14 protein-coding genes are annotated in these 17979 nt (G+C 71.7%); 4 read left to right on the top strand and 10 right to left on the bottom strand.

Annotated features, from left to right (window positions below; all coding sequences use genetic code 11):
* Positions 1 to 162 precede the first annotated feature (162 nt).
* Both dinB and WA670_RS38850 read right to left on the bottom strand, forming a co-directional pair.
* Positions 163 to 1380, bottom strand: a complete 1218-nt coding sequence (gene dinB, locus WA670_RS38855; RefSeq protein WP_336161130.1) for a DNA polymerase IV — start codon at positions 1378 to 1380, stop codon at positions 163 to 165.
* A gap of 134 nt (positions 1381 to 1514) precedes the next feature.
* The gene (locus WA670_RS38850) at positions 1515 to 2240 is read right to left on the bottom strand and encodes a methyltransferase domain-containing protein (protein WP_134728569.1); all 726 of its coding nucleotides are present in this window, start codon (positions 2238 to 2240) and stop codon (positions 1515 to 1517) included.
* Between the two features lie 111 nt (positions 2241 to 2351).
* Between WA670_RS38850 and WA670_RS38845 the strand changes: the two genes are divergently transcribed.
* From WA670_RS38845 to WA670_RS38830, 4 genes are all read left to right on the top strand, one after another.
* Positions 2352 to 3203, top strand: a complete 852-nt coding sequence (locus WA670_RS38845; protein WP_037812467.1) for a ParA family protein — start codon at positions 2352 to 2354, stop codon at positions 3201 to 3203.
* Positions 3204 to 3206: 3 nt separating this feature from the next.
* Positions 3207 to 4025 (top strand): DNA-formamidopyrimidine glycosylase family protein, encoded by an 819-nt coding sequence (locus WA670_RS38840; protein WP_134728568.1) that lies wholly within the window; start codon positions 3207 to 3209, stop codon positions 4023 to 4025.
* A 376-nt stretch (positions 4026 to 4401) separates the two neighbouring features.
* Positions 4402 to 4974 carry a GNAT family N-acetyltransferase gene (locus WA670_RS38835; protein WP_336161113.1) on the top strand — a complete coding sequence of 191 codons (573 nt, stop codon included), beginning with the start codon at positions 4402 to 4404 and terminating at the stop codon, positions 4972 to 4974.
* A gap of 566 nt (positions 4975 to 5540) precedes the next feature.
* The gene (locus tag WA670_RS38830) at positions 5541 to 6566 is read left to right on the top strand and encodes a quinone-dependent dihydroorotate dehydrogenase (RefSeq protein WP_336161112.1); all 1026 of its coding nucleotides are present in this window, start codon (positions 5541 to 5543) and stop codon (positions 6564 to 6566) included.
* A 66-nt stretch (positions 6567 to 6632) separates the two neighbouring features.
* Here WA670_RS38830 and WA670_RS38825 read toward each other — a convergent pair whose 3' ends face one another.
* The 8 genes from WA670_RS38825 to WA670_RS38790 all read right to left on the bottom strand — a co-directional run bounded on the left by WA670_RS38825 (position 6633) and on the right by WA670_RS38790 (position 17934).
* Positions 6633 to 7940, bottom strand: coding sequence for an allophanate hydrolase-related protein (locus WA670_RS38825; protein WP_336161111.1), 1308 nt, complete (start codon positions 7938 to 7940; stop codon positions 6633 to 6635).
* A gap of 388 nt (positions 7941 to 8328) precedes the next feature.
* Entirely contained in the window at positions 8329 to 9312 is a 984-nt protein-coding gene (gene pspM / locus WA670_RS38820; RefSeq protein WP_336161110.1) for a phage shock envelope stress response protein PspM, read from the bottom strand.
* Between the two features lie 38 nt (positions 9313 to 9350).
* Positions 9351 to 10199, bottom strand: coding sequence for a PspA/IM30 family protein (locus tag WA670_RS38815; protein WP_037812477.1), 849 nt, complete (start codon positions 10197 to 10199; stop codon positions 9351 to 9353).
* 253 nt (positions 10200 to 10452) lie between these two features.
* Positions 10453 to 10902: a helix-turn-helix domain-containing protein gene (locus WA670_RS38810; RefSeq protein WP_037812480.1), complete on the bottom strand. Its 450-nt coding sequence runs from the start codon at positions 10900 to 10902 to the stop codon at positions 10453 to 10455.
* 100 nt (positions 10903 to 11002) lie between these two features.
* Positions 11003 to 11467 carry a CinA family protein gene (locus WA670_RS38805; protein ID WP_336161109.1) on the bottom strand — a complete coding sequence of 155 codons (465 nt, stop codon included), beginning with the start codon at positions 11465 to 11467 and terminating at the stop codon, positions 11003 to 11005.
* Complete coding sequence (gene pgsA, locus WA670_RS38800) at positions 11467 to 12114, bottom strand: CDP-diacylglycerol--glycerol-3-phosphate 3-phosphatidyltransferase (protein WP_275294320.1); 648 nt, start codon at positions 12112 to 12114, stop codon at positions 11467 to 11469. Before pgsA ends, WA670_RS38805 begins: the two co-directional genes overlap by 1 nt.
* Complete coding sequence (gene rimO, locus WA670_RS38795) at positions 12111 to 13559, bottom strand: 30S ribosomal protein S12 methylthiotransferase RimO (protein WP_037812800.1); 1449 nt, start codon at positions 13557 to 13559, stop codon at positions 12111 to 12113. Before rimO ends, pgsA begins: the two co-directional genes overlap by 4 nt.
* 166 nt (positions 13560 to 13725) lie before the next feature.
* Positions 13726 to 17934 carry an AAA family ATPase gene (locus WA670_RS38790; protein ID WP_336161108.1) on the bottom strand — a complete coding sequence of 1403 codons (4209 nt, stop codon included), beginning with the start codon at positions 17932 to 17934 and terminating at the stop codon, positions 13726 to 13728.
* Between the last annotated feature and the right edge of the window lie 45 nt (positions 17935 to 17979).

Here is a 17979-nt window from a genome sequence, read left to right as displayed (position 1 = left end):
TCGAGGAAGGCGCGGACGGATGCTGTGCGGGCGAGCGGAAACGGGTCCCGCAGCATCGCTGCAGGGCATTGACGGGCGAAGAAGCAAGCCTCGGGGTTTCCATCCGAACAGGCCAGCCAGGGCCCGCTCTCCACCTCAGCCTCACTCCTGCACGCCCCGCCCTCAATCCTCCCGGGGAGAAAGCAGCGAAGCAGGCCGGATAGCCGCCGAGCCGAACTTCAGTCTTGCGACGTCCGCCGCTACCTCCGCGTCGCGCCATCGAGGTTCGTCGTTCGCGAACGACAGTTGCTCGCCTCCGTCGCCGGTGTCCAGGCCTTCCACTCGCACTCCGATCAGCCGGACCGCTCCCGTCGGTGCGTGTTCGGTCAGCAGCTCGACTGCCGTGCGGTGGATGTCGCGGGCCACGTCCGTCGGGGAGAGCACGGTGCGCGCTCGGGTGATCGTGCGGAAATCGGCGAACCGCACCTTGATCGAGACCGTCCTCCCGCGCAGCGCACGCGATCGGAGCGTCGCCCCGACTCGTTCGGACAGGCGCAGCAACTCCAGGCTCAGCTCGCCGCGGTTCAGGACGTCGACATCGAAGGTGTGCTCGGCTCCGATCGACTTCTCCGCCGACTCCGGTTCCACCGCCCGGTCGTCGTGGCCGTTCGCCAACGCCCACAGGTGATCTCCGACCGCTCGGCCCGCCGCGCGCCGCAGCCGGGCGGGCGGGGTGGCGGCGATGTCCGCGATCGTGTGCCAGCCGTGCTGGCGCAGCTGTTCCTCCGTCCGCTTGCCGACGCCCCACAGCGCCGACACCGGCAGCGGGTGCAGGAACTCCAGCGTCTCGGCCGCGGGGACGATCACCATCCCGTCCGGTTTGGCCATCCCCGACGCCAGTTTCGCCACGAATTTGACCTTCGCGACCCCGACCGAGCACGTGATCCCGTGCTCGGCCGCCACCCGTTCCCGGATCCGCGCCCCCAGCGCACCCGGAGTGGTCCCCAGCCGCCGCAGTGCGCCTCCTACGTCCAGGAACGCCTCGTCCAGGCTCAGCGGCTCCACCAGCGGCGTCAGCTGCCGGAAAATCCCCATGACGCCGCGCGACACCTCGCCGTACAGCCCGGGCGTCGGCTGGATGCAGACCAGCTGCGGGCACAGCCGTTTGGCGGTGGCGAACGGCATGGCCGAGCGCACGCCGAAGCGCCGCGCCGGGTAGCTCGCCGCGGCGACGACCGAGCGCGGGCCGCCGCCGGACACGACGACCGGCTGGTCCGCCAGCTCCGGCCGGGTGCGCAGTTCGCACGACACGAAGAAGGCGTCCATGTCCACGTGCAGAATCGAGCAGCCGGTGTCGTCCGGCAGCTCGGTCGCGCCCGTGGTGACGCGGTAGCGGGCCATCCCGCTCGGCAGTTCGGCGTTTCTCCCCACGCCTCCGGACGCTACCTTCCGCCACCGACAATTCCCGGCGCGCGAGCACCGGCGACCACGCTTACGGGTGGTCCGGGACGGCTACCGCCGCAGAGCGGAGCGGATCAGCCCCGCCGGGCGATCGCGTGCAACCGGCCCGCGACGTCGCGCAGCGCGGGCACCGCCGAGGCGCTCAGCTCGAACTCGGCCAGCTCGTCCTCGCGGACCCCGCCCGGTACGACGTCCGAGATCACCCGGTCGCCCTGCAGCAGCGTGACCTCAAGGCCGGCCGCCACGAGCGAATCGGTCAGCCCGGCGCTGTCGTACCGGCGCAGTACGGTGTCCCCCGCGACGATGCCGTCCGGGCCTTCCATCAGCTGCTGCGCCTCGGAGATCCGCCCGGCCAGCGCGCGATGCAGCACGGCCGCGTTGCGGTTGGCCACCAGCACCGACACGGCGCCGCCCGGCGACACAGCGGCGGCGAGCGCGTCGAGCACGGCGCGCGGGTCGTCCACGACCTCCAGCAGGCCGTGCGCCAGCACCAGGTCCGCCGATCCGGCCTGGACGTGCGCGGCGAGCGCGTCGGAGTCGTCCGCGATCACCGTGATCCGGCCGGAGACGCCCTCCTCCTCGGCGCGGCGGCGCAGCGTCGCGAGTGCGTTCGGGTTCGGTTCGACCACGGTGACCAGGCATCCGGCCGAGGCGAACGGCACCGCCCAGCCGCCGCTCCCGCCGCCGACGTCGACGACGACCGGCTGCTCCACGCCGCGGGCGCGGGCGGCCCGCAGTTCGGCCTCGAGCGCCCGGCGAACAGCGCCCGAACCCCGGGCGGCCACGGTGTCGGTCTTCATGGCCGACAGGGTAATGGCCGCCGGTCACTTGCCGTGACCCGCGTGGCGCCGCAGCGGCGTTCGCCACCTTCCGGGCTACCGCCCCGGCGCACGGCCCGTAGGCTGTGTCGAGTGCACACGGTCGCCGTTCTCAGCCTCAAGGGTGGTGTCGGCAAAACGACGGTCGCGCTCGGTATCGCGTCGGCCGCGCTGCGTAGGGGAACCCGCACGCTCGTAGCCGACCTCGACCCGCAGGGCAACGCCACCACCTCGCTCGACCCGCCGTTCACCGACGCGACGCTCGCCGACGTGCTCGAGACGCCCGCGCGGGCCGTCCTCGAACGCGCGATCGCGCCCAGCGTCTGGAGCGAGGACATCGACGTGCTGGTCGGCGCCGAGGAGCTGGAGTCGCTCAACGAACCCGACTCCGACGGCCGCCGCCTGGAAAACCTCTCCCGCGCGCTCGACGAGCTGCACCAGCACCCGCTGCGCGAGGATCCGTACGAGCTGGCGATCATCGACTGCCCGCCGTCGCTCGGCCGGCTCACCAAATCGGCGCTCGTCGCGGCCGACAGCGCGCTCATTGTGACTGAACCCACAATGTATGCCGTCGCCGGTGCGCAGCGCGCGCTCGAGGCGATCGAACGGATCCGCGAGGACAGCAATCCGTCGCTGCGCCCGATCGGCGTACTCGTGAACAAGCTGCGCGTGCGGTCGTACGAGCACCAGTTCCGGGTCTCGGAACTGCGGGAGAACTTCGGTTCGCTGGTGATGCCGACCGCGATCCCGGACCGGCTCGCGGTGCAGCAGGCGCAGGGCGCGTGCAGCCCGATCCACGAATGGCATTCCCCTGGCGCACAAGAGATCGCGCTGACCTTCAACATGGTCCTCGCCAAGATCCTGCGCTCCAACCGCGCCGGACGGCACCGCGTGCGCGCCGAGGAGGAAGCGGTGCAGGCGGAAGTGTCGGAAACCGCGGGCTGAACCGTGCCCGAGGGCGACACCGTATTCCTGGCCGGAAAACTGCTCGACCGCGCGCTCGCCGGGAAAACCTTGGTGCGCGGGCAGTTCCGGCACCCCGAACTGGCCACTGTGGACCTCGCGGGCCGGGAGGTGCACGGCGTCGGCACCGTCGGAAAGCATCTCTTCACGCGCTTCTCCGGCGACCTGACGCTGCACAGCCACCTGCGCATGGACGGCTCGTGGAAAATCCAGCCCGCGGGCGCGAAGTGGCCGATGCCCGCCCATCACGCGCGCGTCGTGCTGATGACCGACGACGTCCAGGCGATCGGTTTTCGGTTGCACGACCTGAAACTGCTGCCCACCACCGAGGAACACACTCTCGTCGACCACCTCGGCCCCGACCTGCTCGATCCACAGTGGACGGACGAGCACGCCGCGCTGGCCGCCGCCAACCTCGCCGCGAAACCGGACCGCGAACTCGGCGACGCACTGCTCGACCAGCGCATCATGGCCGGCGTCGGCAATCTCTACAAGTGCGAGATCTCTTTCCTGCTAGGGGTTTCCCCGTGGACCCCAGTGTCCGAAGTGGACCCCGCACGGGCCGTGGCGCTCGCCCGGAAGCTGCTGGTCGCCAACGCCTGGCGGCACGAACAGGCCACCACCGGCGACCTCCGCCGCGGCCGCCGCACCTGGGTCTACGAACGCACCCGCCAAGGCTGCTTCCGCTGCGGCGGCCCGCTGCTGGTGCGCCAGCAGGGCGACGGCCAGTACCAGCGCCCGACCTGGTGCTGCCCGCGCTGCCAGCCCGGCCCCGTCCCGGCCGATGGACCGCCGCGCAAATGATGTTGCCGTATCTAGAGGTTCGCGGTTAGCGTGGCAGTACACGAGAGAGGAGGTGGTCCTAAGTTGTATTCACACAGGACTCGTGAGGTGGCTGTCCGCTAGCGGATGGCACGTGTAGGGACTTTGAGCAGCGATGCAACAAGAGCCACCTTCGGCTCATCGCCTGCTTCACGTGCTGCCTGCTGACGAATACCAGGCAGTCACCGGGTTCCCGGGGTTCTCGAGCACCGGTCCGGCTCGAGCCTGGACGCTGACGGCGTCCAGGAGGCGCCCCGGGAATTTCCATGTCCGCACGCGGCTCCGCGCGTGTTTTTTCCGCGCCAGGCGATCACCGCGGCGGTTCCTGCGGGCACGCGGAAGTCGCTAGGCTGGGAGGATGCTCAGGCCGGACTATCCGATCAGCACCGAACGCCTGCTCCTCCGCCCGTTCCGGGACGACGATCTCGATGCCCTGAACTCGTTCCAGTCCCGCGCGGACGTCGTCCGCTACCTGTACTGGGGACCGCGCAGCCGTGCGGAATCCGCCGCCGCGCTGGCGAAGCGCGTGCACAGCGCGTCGCTGTCGGAGGAAGGCCAGTTCCTCGCCGTCGCCGTGGAACTCGCCGAAACCGGGCAGCTCATCGGCGACCTCAACCTCGAATACCTCAGCGCCGAACACCGCCAGGGCGAGATCGGCTTCGTCTTCCACCCCGACCACCACGGAAAAGGCCTGGCCCTGGAAGCAACGCGCGAGGTCCTGCGCCTCGGCTTCGAAGACCTGGGCCTGCACCGCATCATCGGCCGCTGCGACGGCCGCAACACCGCGTCGGCGACCTTGATGGAACGGCTGGGCATGCGCCAGGAAGCACGCCTGCGGGAAAACGAGATCGTCAAGGGCGAATGGACCGACGAGCTGGTCTACGCCATGTTGGAAGACGAGTGGAAAGCCGGCGCCGCGAGGCGAAACTGATCCGCTCTGGTCGTGAGGGGCTCCTTCACGGACCACCGCCCCACTCGCCCGCCCTCGCAGCCGCAGCGATGCGCCCCAATGCGGCATTGGGTGCGTCAGACGCACCGAACGCCACATTGGGTGCATCGCACGCACCCAATGCCACATTGGGGATCTTCCATCCTGATTTGCCCTGATCACACTGGTGAACGAGCACGGAGCAGTGCCCGGAGCAGAGTGGTGGCGCAGCGCGCGTTGCGCCGCAACTCGCCGAAGATTCGCCAACTCTCGAGAGCCGCGAAGCCCCATCCCACGAAGCAACCCGCAGCCGATGCACCCACGAGCGAGGCACCCAGCCCCTCCCCCAACCCCGATACGAAGCCTCCCTGCGGTCTGGGGGTGCTTGTCAAGGCATCTTTCCCGCCTTGACAAGCACCCCCAGACCGTCAGCACAATCAAGCTTCGGGGTGCCCCACGCAACCACCGTGCGCAATGTCGCCGCCAGGCGACGAGCCGCAACGCGACCCCCACCACACCAACCGAGATCCACCCCAGCCGGCCCACCCCCCATACGGCAGCATGGACGCGTGCTCTTCGACAGGATCGTCCGCCCAGCGATGTACCGGCTCGCCTACCACGACCCCGAGGTAGTCCACGAACGCACCGTCACCTTGCTGAGCCGAGCCGGAAAAACCCTCCGCCCGATCTCGAAGCTGTACCGCACCGCCGACCCCACCACCGTCCTCGGCCTGACCTTCCCCAACAAGATCGGCCTGGCCGCGGGCATGGACAAAAACGGCCGCGCCCTCCACGCGTGGCCCGCCCTGGGCTTCGGGTTCGTCGAAGTAGGCACGGTCACCCGCCATCCCCAGCCGGGCAACCCGAAACCCCGCCTCTACAGCCTCCCGGCCACCGACGCGGTCATCAACCGCATGGGCTTCAACAACGACGGGGCCCAAGCCCTCGCCGACCGCCTGGCCGCGGACGGAAAACCCGCGGTCCCGCTGGGGATCAGCATCGGCAAGTCGAAGGTGACGCCGCTGGACGAGGCCGTCGAGGACTACCGCTTCTCGCTGCGCGCCCTGCACCCCTACGCGGACTACTTCGCGATCAACGTCAGCTCCCCGAACACCCCGGGTCTCCGTGCGCTGCAAGACAAAGCCGCGCTCGCCGAGCTGCTCGCCGAACTCCGCAAGACCGGTGCCGAACTGGGCGGCAACACTCCGCTGTTGGTCAAGGTCGCCCCCGACCTCACCGACGACGCGCTCGCCGAACTCCTCGAGGTCTGCCTGGAGCACGGCGTCGCCGGAATCATCGCGACCAACACGACCCTCTCCCGCGAAGGCATCGCCCCCGCCGAAGCCGCGCTGGCCGCCGAAACCGGCGGACTCTCCGGCCGTCCGCTGACCCGGCGTTCGGCCGAGGTCGTCCGCTTCGTCCACGAGAAGACCGAAGGCAAGCTGCCCATCATCGGCGTCGGCGGCATCCTCGGCCCGGACGACGCCCGCCGCATGCTCGACGCCGGGGCCAGCCTCGTGCAGCTCTACACCGGCTTCGCCCTGCACGGGCCCGGACTCGTCCGTCGCGTCGGCCGGGGGCTCGCCGCCCGGTAGCGCAGCGCCGAGCCCGAGTCCGCCCACGAAGACTCGGGCCCCCGCGCCGAAAGCGACCGCCCGGCCTCAGCCGGGGAACCGCGGCCCGCCAGTGCTGACGAACCGCAGGTAGCCCCGCCAGGACGCGTACCGGTCCAGACCTTCCCCGCCCGCCGCGGCCGCTGGTTCGCACAGCACCGCCAGCGGCGTGCTCCCGTCCTCCAGTTCGACCCGGCCCAGCACGAACGGCGCGGCCAAGCCGGCGGCGAACCGGCCGAACGCCGCGGGAGACAACCGCCAGCGCTCGCCGTCCACGCCCGCCGAGCCGGAGACCACCCCGGGCTGCGGCGGCGTGACCCCGTCGAGCAGCACCATCCGGTAGCGCTCGGCGGTCCGGACCAGACCGCCGAACCGGGCGCCGTGCAGTTCGTCGTGCAGCGGCTGGCCGCACAGATGCGCGCCGAACACCACGACGTCGACGCTTTCGCACGGATACGGATCCGGCGACTGCTCGCCGGTCAGCACCGAAGCCAGGTCGAGCCCGATCTGGTCCTCGAACGCCCTTGTCACCACCGTGATCCCGTACGGCCGCCGGTCCCCCGGCACGGTCACCGCAGCGAGATCCAGGGCGTTCAGCGTCGCGTCCAGGACGCCGACGGTCGGCAGGAGAACCGCGTCCAGCTCCGCCAGCAGCGAGCGCGCCGCAGGGGCGTTTCCGGCCCCGTAAAGCGCGCGGACGTCCACAGGGACCAGCACCGCACCCGAAGCCTCCAGAGAGGCCGCGGCGACGTCGAACGCCCTCCTCGCGGGCAGCGGGAGGCTGGCTTCGGCGGGGATGCCGAGGCGCGGGTGCTGCCCGGCGGCGAGCCGGACGTCGGCGGGCCATTCGCGGGCCGCCGGGTCCAGACCATCGGGGCCGAGCATCGCCGCGATCGCGCGCTGGGCGGTCGCGAGGCGGTGCGCGGACACCGAAACGGTCGGGCCGGCGATGAGCCCGGGCGTCGGTTTGAGGGTGAGCACGCCAGGCGGGGCGGCGATCTCGCGGGCGGCGGAATTCAGTGCCAGGTCGACGATCTCGAGTCCCACGACCGCGTTTTCCGGGTCCGCGACAGTGGTTCCGAGGACCACCGCGCCGGCGTCGGTCAGCCGCGCGAGCGCGGGCGGGCCGTCGGCGTCGGCCGCGCAGACGATTCCGGCGAGCGGCAGGTCTTCTCCGGCGTGGACGCGTTCGTCGACGGTTTTCGCCTCGACGAGCACTTCCTCCATGGTCCGCACCGAAGCCCAGAGTCCGGGGCGGTCGGCTTTCGCGAGCCGCTCGAACGCGGTGCGGACCCGCTCGTGCGAGCTGGGCGGAGGGACGGGAACAGGATCAGGTTCCGGCGGGAGCGTAGTCACGAGGGCGTCCTTTCCTCGGCGGGATCGGAGGAGTCCACTGTGTACGTCCGGCGCCGCGAACCTCAGCCCGCGACGCCGGGCCTGGCGGGTGCCAACACCGACCTCATGAGAAAAACGTTAAACCGCAGACGTTTCCGTCACCAGCAGGATCGGATTACGCGATTGTTGCGGTGTGCGGGGGAAACTCACGCACCGTCGCGGCCGGATGCGTCCGGTTGCGCCGACCGGAATCCCAAACTCGGCCATCAGGACGGCGGTCCCGCCCGATCGCTGCGATTCCCGGAGTCGTCGCGAAGCAGCAGGCCCGGACCACATTCACCCCTGGATCGGGCGTTTCGCGGCGGATTCCCCGGTCGCAAGCCAGCCACCTGGAGCCCACGGGCCAGGGTCAGCCGAGATCCTTCAACGCCAGCGCCAACCCGGCGAGCCGGTCCGTCGCGTCCGTCAGTGCCTCCCGCGACGTGACCATCCCGTCACTGCTCGCGGCCACCGCGCGACCGGCCGCGGCGACCAGGCCGCCGTAGCCCTCGATGCCGTCGTCGAGTTGTTCGCGCAGCTTCCCGATCGCGGCCTGCAGCGCCGAACGTTCGCGCTCCGGCGCGGAATTGCGGCCCCGTTCGATCGCCTGGATCCGGTCGGCCAGGCCGCGCAGCGCACGGGCGGCCTCGTCGGCCGTCGCGCGGGCGTCGGCGACGGAAACCTCGGGAACCGCCGTGGTGCCCAGCGAGGTCGGGACCGAAAGCTGCTTCAGGAGTTCCCGCAGCGAAGCTTCCGACTCGGCCAGCCGCTCCATCGGCCCGCGCGCGGCCGAACCGGCGGCGGGCAGCGGCGGCGGGCCGCTGGGCGCGGCGGGCAGTTCGACCTTCTTGAGCTCTCGCAGCCGCATCCCGGTGCGGACGCTGAACGTGCCGAACACCAGCGTCGCGAACCCGGAGAACACCGCCTGCCCGATCTCCGGACCGGCCACCGCCCCGCCGAGCAATCCGGTGGCGGTGAGCACGGTGAGGACCCCGAACAGGATCGTGACCAGCACCCACAGCGTCAGCACGCGCGAGGTGCGGCGGACCCGGCGCTGGTGTTTCGCGCTCGGCTCGTTCCAGCGCTGCCATTTCGCGCGGACCTCGGCCACCGCGGGCACCTGTCCGGCCACCGCGGAAAACGCGGCCGGGGCCGACGGGCGGCGCGGGGCCGGCGGCGGGGAGACCGGACCGCGCTGGGTCCGGCCGTTCTGCTGCGGCTTCCCGCCCGCCTCGTCGGCGGGCGGGAAGTACCGCTGCAGCTTTTCCTGGGCGCGCTGGGCGTAGTCGGGCAACCGCTCGATGTGCTTCTCGAGCTTCGCGTTGAACTCGCTGAAGTCCCGTCGCTTGGTCATCCGGCCCTACCCCCTGCGCGCCGCTCGTGCCCGGCCGGTCAGGCCGGGTTCTTGCCCTGTTCCGCCTGCACGCGGGCCTGGATCTCCCGCTGGATGTCGCCGGAGGCGGCGGCCGGCTTGGCCGCGCCCGCGGACGCGCCGCCGTCGGTGACCTGGGCGACCGAGTCGCCGCGCATCGACGCGCGGATCTGCTCGAGCCGCGAGTGGCCCGCCATCTGGGTGGCCGACTCCTGGACCTCCATCATGCGGCCCTGGACCGAGTTCTGCGCCAGCTCCGCCGAGCCCAGCGCGGTGGTGTAGCGCTTCTCGATCTTGTCCCGGACCTCTTCCAGCGACGGCGTGTTGCCCGGCGCGGCCAGCTGGCTCATCTGGTTCAGCGAGGCGGAGACCTGCTCCTGCATCTTCGCCTGCTCCAGCTGCGAGAGCAGCTTGGTGCGCTCGGCCAGCTTCTGCTGCAGCATCGTCGCGTTGCGCTCGACGGCCTGCTTGGCCTGCGTCGCCGCCTGCAGCGACTGGTCGTGCAGCGTCTTGAGGTCTTCGATGCTCTGCTCGGCGGTGACCAGCTGCGCGGCGAAGCTCTCCGCCGCGGTCTCGAACTGGGTCGCCTTCGCCTCGTCGCCCTTGCTGCGGGCCTCGTCGGCCAGCACCAGCGCCTGGCGCGTCGAGGCCTGCAGCTTCTCGACCTCGCCGAGCTGGCGGTTGAGCTTCATCTCCAGCTGCCGCTGGTTGCCGATCACGGAGGCGGCCTGCTGCGTCAGCGCCTGGTGGTTGCGCTGCGCCTCCTCGATGGCCTGCTGGATCTGTACCTTCGGGTCGGCGTGCTCGTCGATCTTCGACGAGAACGCCGCCATCATGTACTTCCAGAACTTCACGAACGGGTTGGCCATCTCCTCCGCCTGCCTTCTTGCGTCCCACGGGCCCTGATTGCTTCGGGGCGGGGCGTCGCTCCCCTAGTCGCACAACGTACCGACCCCGGCGTTGGGTTCCATCGTGTCAGGTCGGCCTCCGCCGTTCCAGGCGACCCCGGGGGAATTCAGGGTCAGCCCTGACTGGCGGCCGGGACCGGCCCGGAGGGGAACCCCGCGCACGCCGACGGCCCCGGGGAGATCCCCGGGGCCGTGCAGCGAAACAGCGCCGGCGTTACGCCGCGATCGTGGACGCGAGCTTGGGCGCGCCGATCGTGGTCCGCAACGTCGTGTTCATCCGCGGCGCGGGCTGAAGCCGCAGGTCGGAGAGGTCGTCGCCGATCAGCTCCGACACCAGGCGGCCGCCTTCGAACCCGGCCTCGCCCCGGTCCGGAACAGTCTGGCCCGGCGCGGTCTCCACCTCTTCGACCGGCGCGACCTCGACCTTGTCGAGGGCCGACACGTCGGCGGCGACCTTGTGCAGCAGCTCGCCCAGCGGCAGCTCCAGCGCCTCGCAGATCGACGCCAGCAGCTCGCTGGAAGCTTCCTTCTGGCCGCGCTCGACCTCGGACAGGTAGCCGAGGCTCACCCGGGCGGCGCGGGAGATGTCACGCAGCGTCCGACGCTGGTTGGTGCGGGCATGACGGAGCCGATCACCGATCGCCTCGCGCAACAGCACGGTCATCACGCGCCTCCCTTCCCGAACTGGTGCCTCCTACGTTACCCAGAGCGGTACCCCGAGTGCAGGACTTGACACGTACGTACGCCAAGGGCGAACGCCGTTTTCAGTCTAGTTGTTCCCCGAGCAGCGCGAACGCGGCGCGCACCGACGCGGTCCGGATCGTGTCCCGGTCACCGGTCTCGGCCAGCTCACGCACCGTGTCCACGCCGGGTCCGCTGAGCCCGACGTACACCGTGCCCGGGGCTACGCCGTCCTGCGGATCCGGCCCGGCGACACCGGTCAGGCCGAGGCCCCAGGTCGCCCCGCACCGCTCCCGCGCGCCCCTGGCCAGCTGCGCGGCGACGTCGGGGTGCACCGCACCGTGCTCGGCCAGCAGCTGTTCGTCGACCCCGGCGAGCGCGGCCTTCAGCTCTGTGGCGTAGACCACCAGACCGCCGCGCAGCACCGCGCTCGCACCCGGCACCTCGGCGAGCGTGGCGCAGACGAGACCGGCCGTGAGCGACTCCGCGGCGGCCACGGTTTCCCCCCGGCGGGTGAGGGTCGCGACCAGTTCGCGCGCTCCGGTCATCACGCGCCCATCGCGCGCCGGCCGGCGGCGCGCAGCCGGATCGCACGGACCAGGTAGTCGACGCCGGTAATCACCGTCAGCGCCACCGCGATTCCCATCAGCACCCAGCGCACCGGGTCCGCTCCGGCCGGGAGCGGCAGCAGGTAGGTCACGATCGCGAGGATCTGCGCCATCGTCTTCGCCTTGCCGCCGCGGCTGGCCGGGATCACGCCGTGCCGGATCACCCAGAACCGCAGCAGGGTCACGCCGATCTCGCGCACCGCGATCACGATCGTGACCCACCAGGACAGCTCCCCCAGCGCGCTGAGCCCGACCAGCGCGGCGCCGATGAGCGCCTTGTCCGCGATCGGGTCGGCGATCTTGCCGAAGTCGGTGATGAGCCCGTAGCGGCGGGCGACCCAGCCGTCGACCTGGTCGGTGGCCGAGGCGATGGCGAACAGCCCGGTGGCGATCGCGCGCCAGGTGGTGTCCTCGCCGTGGCCGGTGAACAGCGCGACCACGAACAGCGGGACCAGGACGAGCCGCGAGATGGTGAGCAGGTTCGCCAGGTTCAGCGTCGGGACCGGAGTCGCCTCGGGCAGCTGAGCCCCGCCCTCCGACGCGGCGCGGGGCACGCCCTCGCCAGCCCCGCTGGGCGCGGCACTCACCGGCCGGCGTCCGGTGCCGGACGGACGACCAGGTCGACGCCGGCGGAGTCGACGACCTCGCAGCGGACGATGTCGCCCACCGAGAGCGGCTTGGTCTCTTCGTCCTCGAGAATGACGCATTCCCCGTCGACCTCAGGGGCCTGGTGCGCGGCGCGGCCGACCGCGTCGTCGCCGTCCGTGCCGTCGTGCTCGACCAGCACGTCCACGAAGGTGCCGATGCGGTCCTCGGCGCGCTGCGCGGTCAGCTCCTCGACCAGCGCCGAGATGCGCGCGACGCGCTCGGCGACCACGGCCGGGTCGAGCTTGCCCTCGAAGGTCTCGGCCTCGGTGCCGTCCTCGTCCGAGTAGCCGAACACGCCGACGGCGTCGAGCCGCGCCCCGGTGAGGAACCGCTCCAGCTCGGCCAGGTCGTCCTCGGTCTCGCCGGGGAAGCCGACGATCACGTTGGTGCGGATGCCCGCCTCGGGCGAGTACTCGCGGATCTGCTCGGTGAGCGCGAGGAACGAGTCGGTGGAGCCGAACCGGCGCATCCGGCGCAGCACCTGTTCGCTGGAGTGCTGGAAGGACAGGTCGAAGTAGTCCGCGACGCCCGGCGTGGTCGCGATCGCCTGCACCAGCTGCGGCCGCGTTTCGGCGGGCTGCAGGTAGGAGACGCGGACGCGCTCGATGCCGTCGATCTCCGCGAGCCGCGGCAGCAGCAGTTCGAGCGCGCGGGTGCCGTCGCGGCCGAAGTCCTTGCCGTACGACGTGGAGTTCTCGCTGACCAGGAACAGTTCCTTCGCGCCGTTCTCGGCGAGCCAGGCGGCCTCGGCGACGATCTCGTCGGGCTGGCGGGACACGAACGACCCGCGGAACGACGGGATCGCGCAGAACGAGCAGCGCCGGTCGCAGCCGGAGGCGATCTTCAGCGCGGCGACCGGGGAATCGTCGAGCCGCGTGCGCAGGACGCGCGGGCCCCAGCCGTGCTGCGCGTGCCCGGGCACCTCGACCTCGGCGGTCGCGGCGGGCCGCTGCACCGGGCTGATCGGCAGCAGCTTGCGGCGGTCGGACGGGGTGTGCGAGGCGATCGCGCGGCCGGCGACCACGTCGTCCAGCCGCGACGAGAGGTCGGCGTAGTGGTCGAAGCCGAGCACCGCGTCGGCCTCGGGGAGGCTGTCGGCGAGTTCGGTGCCGTAGCGCTCGGCCATGCAGCCGACCGCGACGACCTTGCGGCCGGTGTCGGCGGCGGCGAGCAGCGTGTCGACCGAGTCCTTTTTGGCCGATTCGACGAACCCGCACGTGTTGACCACGACGACGTCGGAGTCCTCCGGTTCGGCGGCCAGTTCCCAGCCGCCCGCGGCCAGCCGGCCCGCCAGCTCCTCGGAATCGACCTCGTTGCGGGCACAGCCCAAGGTCACGAGGGAGACACGGCGGGCGCGAGCGGAGTCAGCGGCTGGAGAAGGCACGACGTTCAGGGTAGCCGTCGCGTCCGGACCGCCCGAGACGGAGTCGCCCAGTGCGGTGACCCGGTCTCCTCCGGCGCCGGGTTCGCCGTCCGTGAAGGACCCCTCGAGGGAATCAGATTCCTTCAAGGAGTCCTTCACGGACGGCAAACCCGGTCGTCCGAGCGGGTCATTCCGCGGCGGACACGTCCGGGACTGTCAGCAGGGTCAGCTCCGCGTCGTCCAGCGCCTCCAGGTCGACGTCCGGGCCGGCCAGCCGCATCGCCTGCGCCCGGATCGCGCGTTCGAGCAGGCCGCGGGCCGAGCGGCCGTTGGCGAAACCCGTTCCGCGGTCGAGACCGGCCATGAACCCGGGCAGCGCTTCGACGAGCCCGGGGTCGAGCCGGTAACCCTGTTTGCCCGCCATGGCGGTGAAGATCGCGGCCAGCTGGTCGTTGTCGTAGTCGGCGAAGTGCACCGTCGCGCCGAAGCGGGACCGCAGGCCCGCGTTGGCGTCGAGGAAGCGGTCCATGTCCGCCGGGTAGCCCGCCGCGATCACGATCAGGTCCTCGCGGTGGTTCTCCATCTGCACCAGCAGTTCGGCGACCGCCTCGCTGCCGAAGTCGGTGCCGTTCGAGTAGCTCTGGACCAGGTTGTACGCCTCGTCGATGAACAGCAGCCCGCCGATCGCCCGCTCGCACACCTCGCGGGTCTTCGGCGCGGTCTGGCCGATGTACTCGCCGACCAGGTCCGGCCGCGCGACCTCGACGAGGTGCCCCGACGGCAGCACGCCGAGCTCCCGGTAGAGCTGGCCCATCAGGCGCGCGACGGTCGTCTTCGCCGTGCCGGGGTTGCCGGTGAACACCAGGTGCCTGCTGCGCGCCCCGACCGGCAGCCCGGCCTTGCGGCGGCGCGCGTCCAGCCGCGTTTCCGCGACCAGCGCGCGGACCTGCTCCTTCACCCCGTCCAGGCCGATCATGCCGTCGAGTTCGGCCAGCAGGTCGTCCAGTCCGCGGCGCGGTCCGGCGTCGTCGCTGACCGCGACCCCGGCCTCGCCCGGCAGGTCCGCGGCCACCAGGACGGCCAGCTGGTCCGGCGGCGTGTCCGGGGCGGCGGCGAGCCGGCTGGACTGCCCGCTGATCGCGGCTTCCAGCAGGCCGCGCGCGGACCGGCCGTTCGCGAACCCGCGACCGCGCGGGATGCGGCGGATCGCCTCGGGCAGCGCGGCGGCGAGGTCGGCGGACAGCTCGTAGCCCTGGCTCTTCGCCATCACGGTGAAAATCCCGGCGAGTTCCTCGTTCGTGTAGTCCGGGAACTCGATCCGGCCGGAGAACCGCGACCGCAGGCCCGGGTTGGACTCGAGGAACTCGTCCATCTGCTTGGGATAGCCCGCGACGAAGACCACCAGGTCCTCGCGGTGGTTCTCCATCTGCACCAGCAGTTCGGTGACGGCTTCCTTGCCGTAGTCGTCGTTGTCGTCGCGCACGAGGTTGTACGCCTCGTCGATGAACAGCACGCCGCCCGCGGCCCGTTCGCACACTTCGCGGGTCTTCGGCGCGGTCTGGCCGGTGAACTCGGCGACGAGATCGCCGCGGCCGACTTCCACGAGGTGCCCGGACGGCAGCACGCCCAGCTCGCGGTAGATCTGCCCGACCAGCCGCGACACGGTCGTCTTCGCCGTGCCCGGGTTGCCGGTGAACAGCAGGTGGCGGCTGCGCACGGCGACCTTCATGCCCGCTTCGCGCCGCCGCGCGTCGACGGCCATCTCGTCCACCATGGACCGCACGCGCTGCTTCACCGAGCCGAGCCCGATCATCGCGTCCAGTTCGGCCAGCAGCTCCGGCAGACTGCGCCGCGGCCCGGTGTCGTCCACCGCGCCCACCCCGGATTCGCCGGGCTGCGGGAGGTCGGCGGCGACGAGCGTGACCAGGTCCGCGCCGCCGTCGGTGGTCAACCGGGTGGACTGCTTCCCGATCGCCGCTTCCAGCAGCACGCGCGCGGACCGGCCGTTCGCGAAGCCGCGCCCGCGCGGGATCCGCCGGACCGCTTCGGGCAGCGCCGCGAGCAGGTCCGCGGACAGCTCGTAGCCCTGGCCCTTGGCCATCGCGCGGAAGATCCGCGCCAGCTCGTCGTTGGAGTAGTCCGGGAATTCGATGGACCCGGCGAACCGCGAGCGCAGGCCGGAGTTGGACTCCAGGAAGGCGTCCATCTCCTTCGGGTAGCCGGCCGCGAAGACCACCAGGTCCTCGCGGTGGTTCTCCATCTGCACCAGCAGTTCCGCGACCGCTTCCCGGCCGAAGTCGTCGTCCTTGTCGTTCACGAGGTTGTAGGCCTCGTCGAGGAACAGCACGCCGCCGACGGCCCGCTGGACCGCCGCGCGGGTCTTCAGCGACGTCTGGCCCACGTACTCGCCGACCAGGTCGGTGCGGGTCACCTCGACGACGTGGCCCTTGGGCAGCGCGCCGAGCGCCTGGTAGATCTTGCCGAGCAGCCGGGCGACAGTCGTTTTCGCCGTGCCGGGATTGCCGGTGAGCAGCAGATGGCGGCTGCGCACAGCGACCTTCATGCCCGCTTCGCGCCGCCGCGCGTCGATCGTCATCTCCGACGTCAGCGAACGGACCCGCTCCTTGACCGCGGCGAGGCCGATCATCCCGTCCAGTTCGGCGAGCAGCTCCTCGATCGAGGACCCGCCGCGCTGGCCGGCCGCGGCGACGAGCGGCTCGATGTCCGGATGGCCGATCTCGATCCGGGTGCCCGGCATCGCGCCCCGGCTGATCGCCTGCCGCGAGGCCGCGTCCAGCAGCGCCTCCACCGTGCGGGCGCTGGGTTCCTTGACGAGCGCGGCGAGGCGGTCGCGCACGTCGGCGGGCAGGCCGAACGAACGCTCCCGGGCCAGGACGTCGAGCAGCGCGGCCGCTTCGGCGGGCCGGTCGAACCGGGGCAGCCGGTACTGCAGCATGTTCTGCACCAGGTCGGGGGCCTCGGCGCTGAGCTGTTCGAGGACCTTTTCGGTGCCGTCCAAGACGATCAGGCGGCAGCTGTCCTGGTCGCGCGCGTAGTTGCGGAGCAGCCGGACGGTGCCGGCGAGGTCCTTCTCGAAGAGCGCGTCGACCCGCTCCGCGAGCATGAGCGCGGAGCCGCCGTTCTCGATCTCGTTGATCGTCGTCGGCACGGAACGCTCGATCGGGTCGTCGCCGTACTCGGCGACCAGGACGGCGCAGTCGAAGAACTCGGCGTTGTCGAACCCGACTTCGGCCTCGGTCAGCGACGCCTTCAGCGCCCGGGTGAACCGGCGCTGGCCGGTGTTCGCCTCGCCGATCAGCAGGATGAACGGGTTCGGCTGCTTGGTGCCCGCGGTCATCCGCGCCGCTTCGCGCTTCTCCCATTCGGCGTAGGCCTTCTGCCACTCCTCATAGGCCTTTTCGTAGCGGGACTGCTCCTTGCGCTGCCACATGCGGTTGCCCGCGGCGAGCAGGTCGAGCGTGACCGACCGGCTGTGCCGCGCCATGTCGCCGAGCACGTTGTTGCCGTTGCCGTCCGAACCCGGCCGTTCCGGTTCGGGCGGCGGCGGTTCGCCGGGGCCGTTCGCGGTGCCGTGCCGGGTGGCGTCCGCCCAGGCGACCACCCGGGTGGCGCGCGTGACGAACTCGGCCATCGATTCGGTCCCGGCGACGAACATCCCCGCCTGGCCTAGGCTCTCTACCCGGATCTGCGGCGGCTGAGCGGGATTCGGGGCGCTCGCGGGGACCGGCGGCGGCGATCCCGGGGGCCCGGCGGCGGGCAGCGGCGGAGGCCCCGAAGGCGCGGCTGGCGGCTGCGGTGCTGGAGGCGCGGCGGGCGGCGGCTGCGCGGGCACTTGTCCGGACCACGGGCCGCCCTGCGGCGGCTGGTAGCCGGGCGGCGGCGGGCGATAGCCCTGCGGAGCGGGAGGCGGGCCGCCGAATCCGTTGCCTTGCGGCGGCGCGGCGGGTCCGGGATAGCCGCCGGGGCCGCCCTGCGGTCCGGGATAGCCCTGCGGCGGCCCCGCGTACCCGCCGGGATTGCCCTGGGGCGCGGCGAAACCGCCCGGGTTGCTCGGCGGACCCGGATACGGCGGCCGGGGTCCTCCGTTGCCGGGACCGGCGTAGCCCGGCTGGCCGCCCGGGTACTGCTGCGGCGCGCCGTAGCCCGGCGCGGGCGTGCCGGGAGCGGGCGGCGGCACGAGACGGGCCGCGCCGCGGTAGCCGGGATCCGCGGGCGGCTGCGTGTACTGCCAGTTCCCGTCCGGCAGCCTCCGCTGCCACGCCTGGCCGGGGACGAGCAGCCATCCGACGCCGTCCGGGCCGGTCAGCGCGGCCGTCCGGCCCGCCGCCGCCTCGGACTGTGCGGCCTGGAATGCGTCCCACCCTGCGCGCGTCAAAAAGACCAGCTCCCCCTCAGGTGCCCGTGCGGCGATCCCGCCGCC

The sequence above is a fragment of the Amycolatopsis sp. VC5-11 genome (genome assembly GCF_037034185.1).
Classification (GTDB): domain Bacteria; phylum Actinomycetota; class Actinomycetes; order Mycobacteriales; family Pseudonocardiaceae; genus Amycolatopsis; species Amycolatopsis nivea.
This window is presented reverse-complemented; position numbering and strand designations above follow the sequence as displayed.

Excerpts from the sequence above, each read along its gene's own strand:
- dinB (WP_336161130.1), bottom strand. The coding sequence starts at position 1,380 with ATGGCCCGCTACCGCGTCACCACGGGCGCGACCGAGCTGCCGGACGAC.
- WA670_RS38850 (WP_134728569.1), bottom strand. The coding sequence starts at position 2,240 with ATGAAGACCGACACCGTGGCCGCCCGGGGTTCGGGCGCTGTTCGCCGG.
- WA670_RS38835 (WP_336161113.1), top strand. The coding sequence starts at position 4,402 with ATGCTCAGGCCGGACTATCCGATCAGCACCGAACGCCTGCTCCTCCGC.
- pspM (WP_336161110.1), bottom strand. The coding sequence starts at position 9,312 with ATGACCAAGCGACGGGACTTCAGCGAGTTCAACGCGAAGCTCGAGAAG.
- WA670_RS38815 (WP_037812477.1), bottom strand. The coding sequence starts at position 10,199 with ATGGCCAACCCGTTCGTGAAGTTCTGGAAGTACATGATGGCGGCGTTC.
- WA670_RS38810 (WP_037812480.1), bottom strand. The coding sequence starts at position 10,902 with ATGACCGTGCTGTTGCGCGAGGCGATCGGTGATCGGCTCCGTCATGCC.
- WA670_RS38805 (WP_336161109.1), bottom strand. The coding sequence starts at position 11,467 with ATGACCGGAGCGCGCGAACTGGTCGCGACCCTCACCCGCCGGGGGGAA.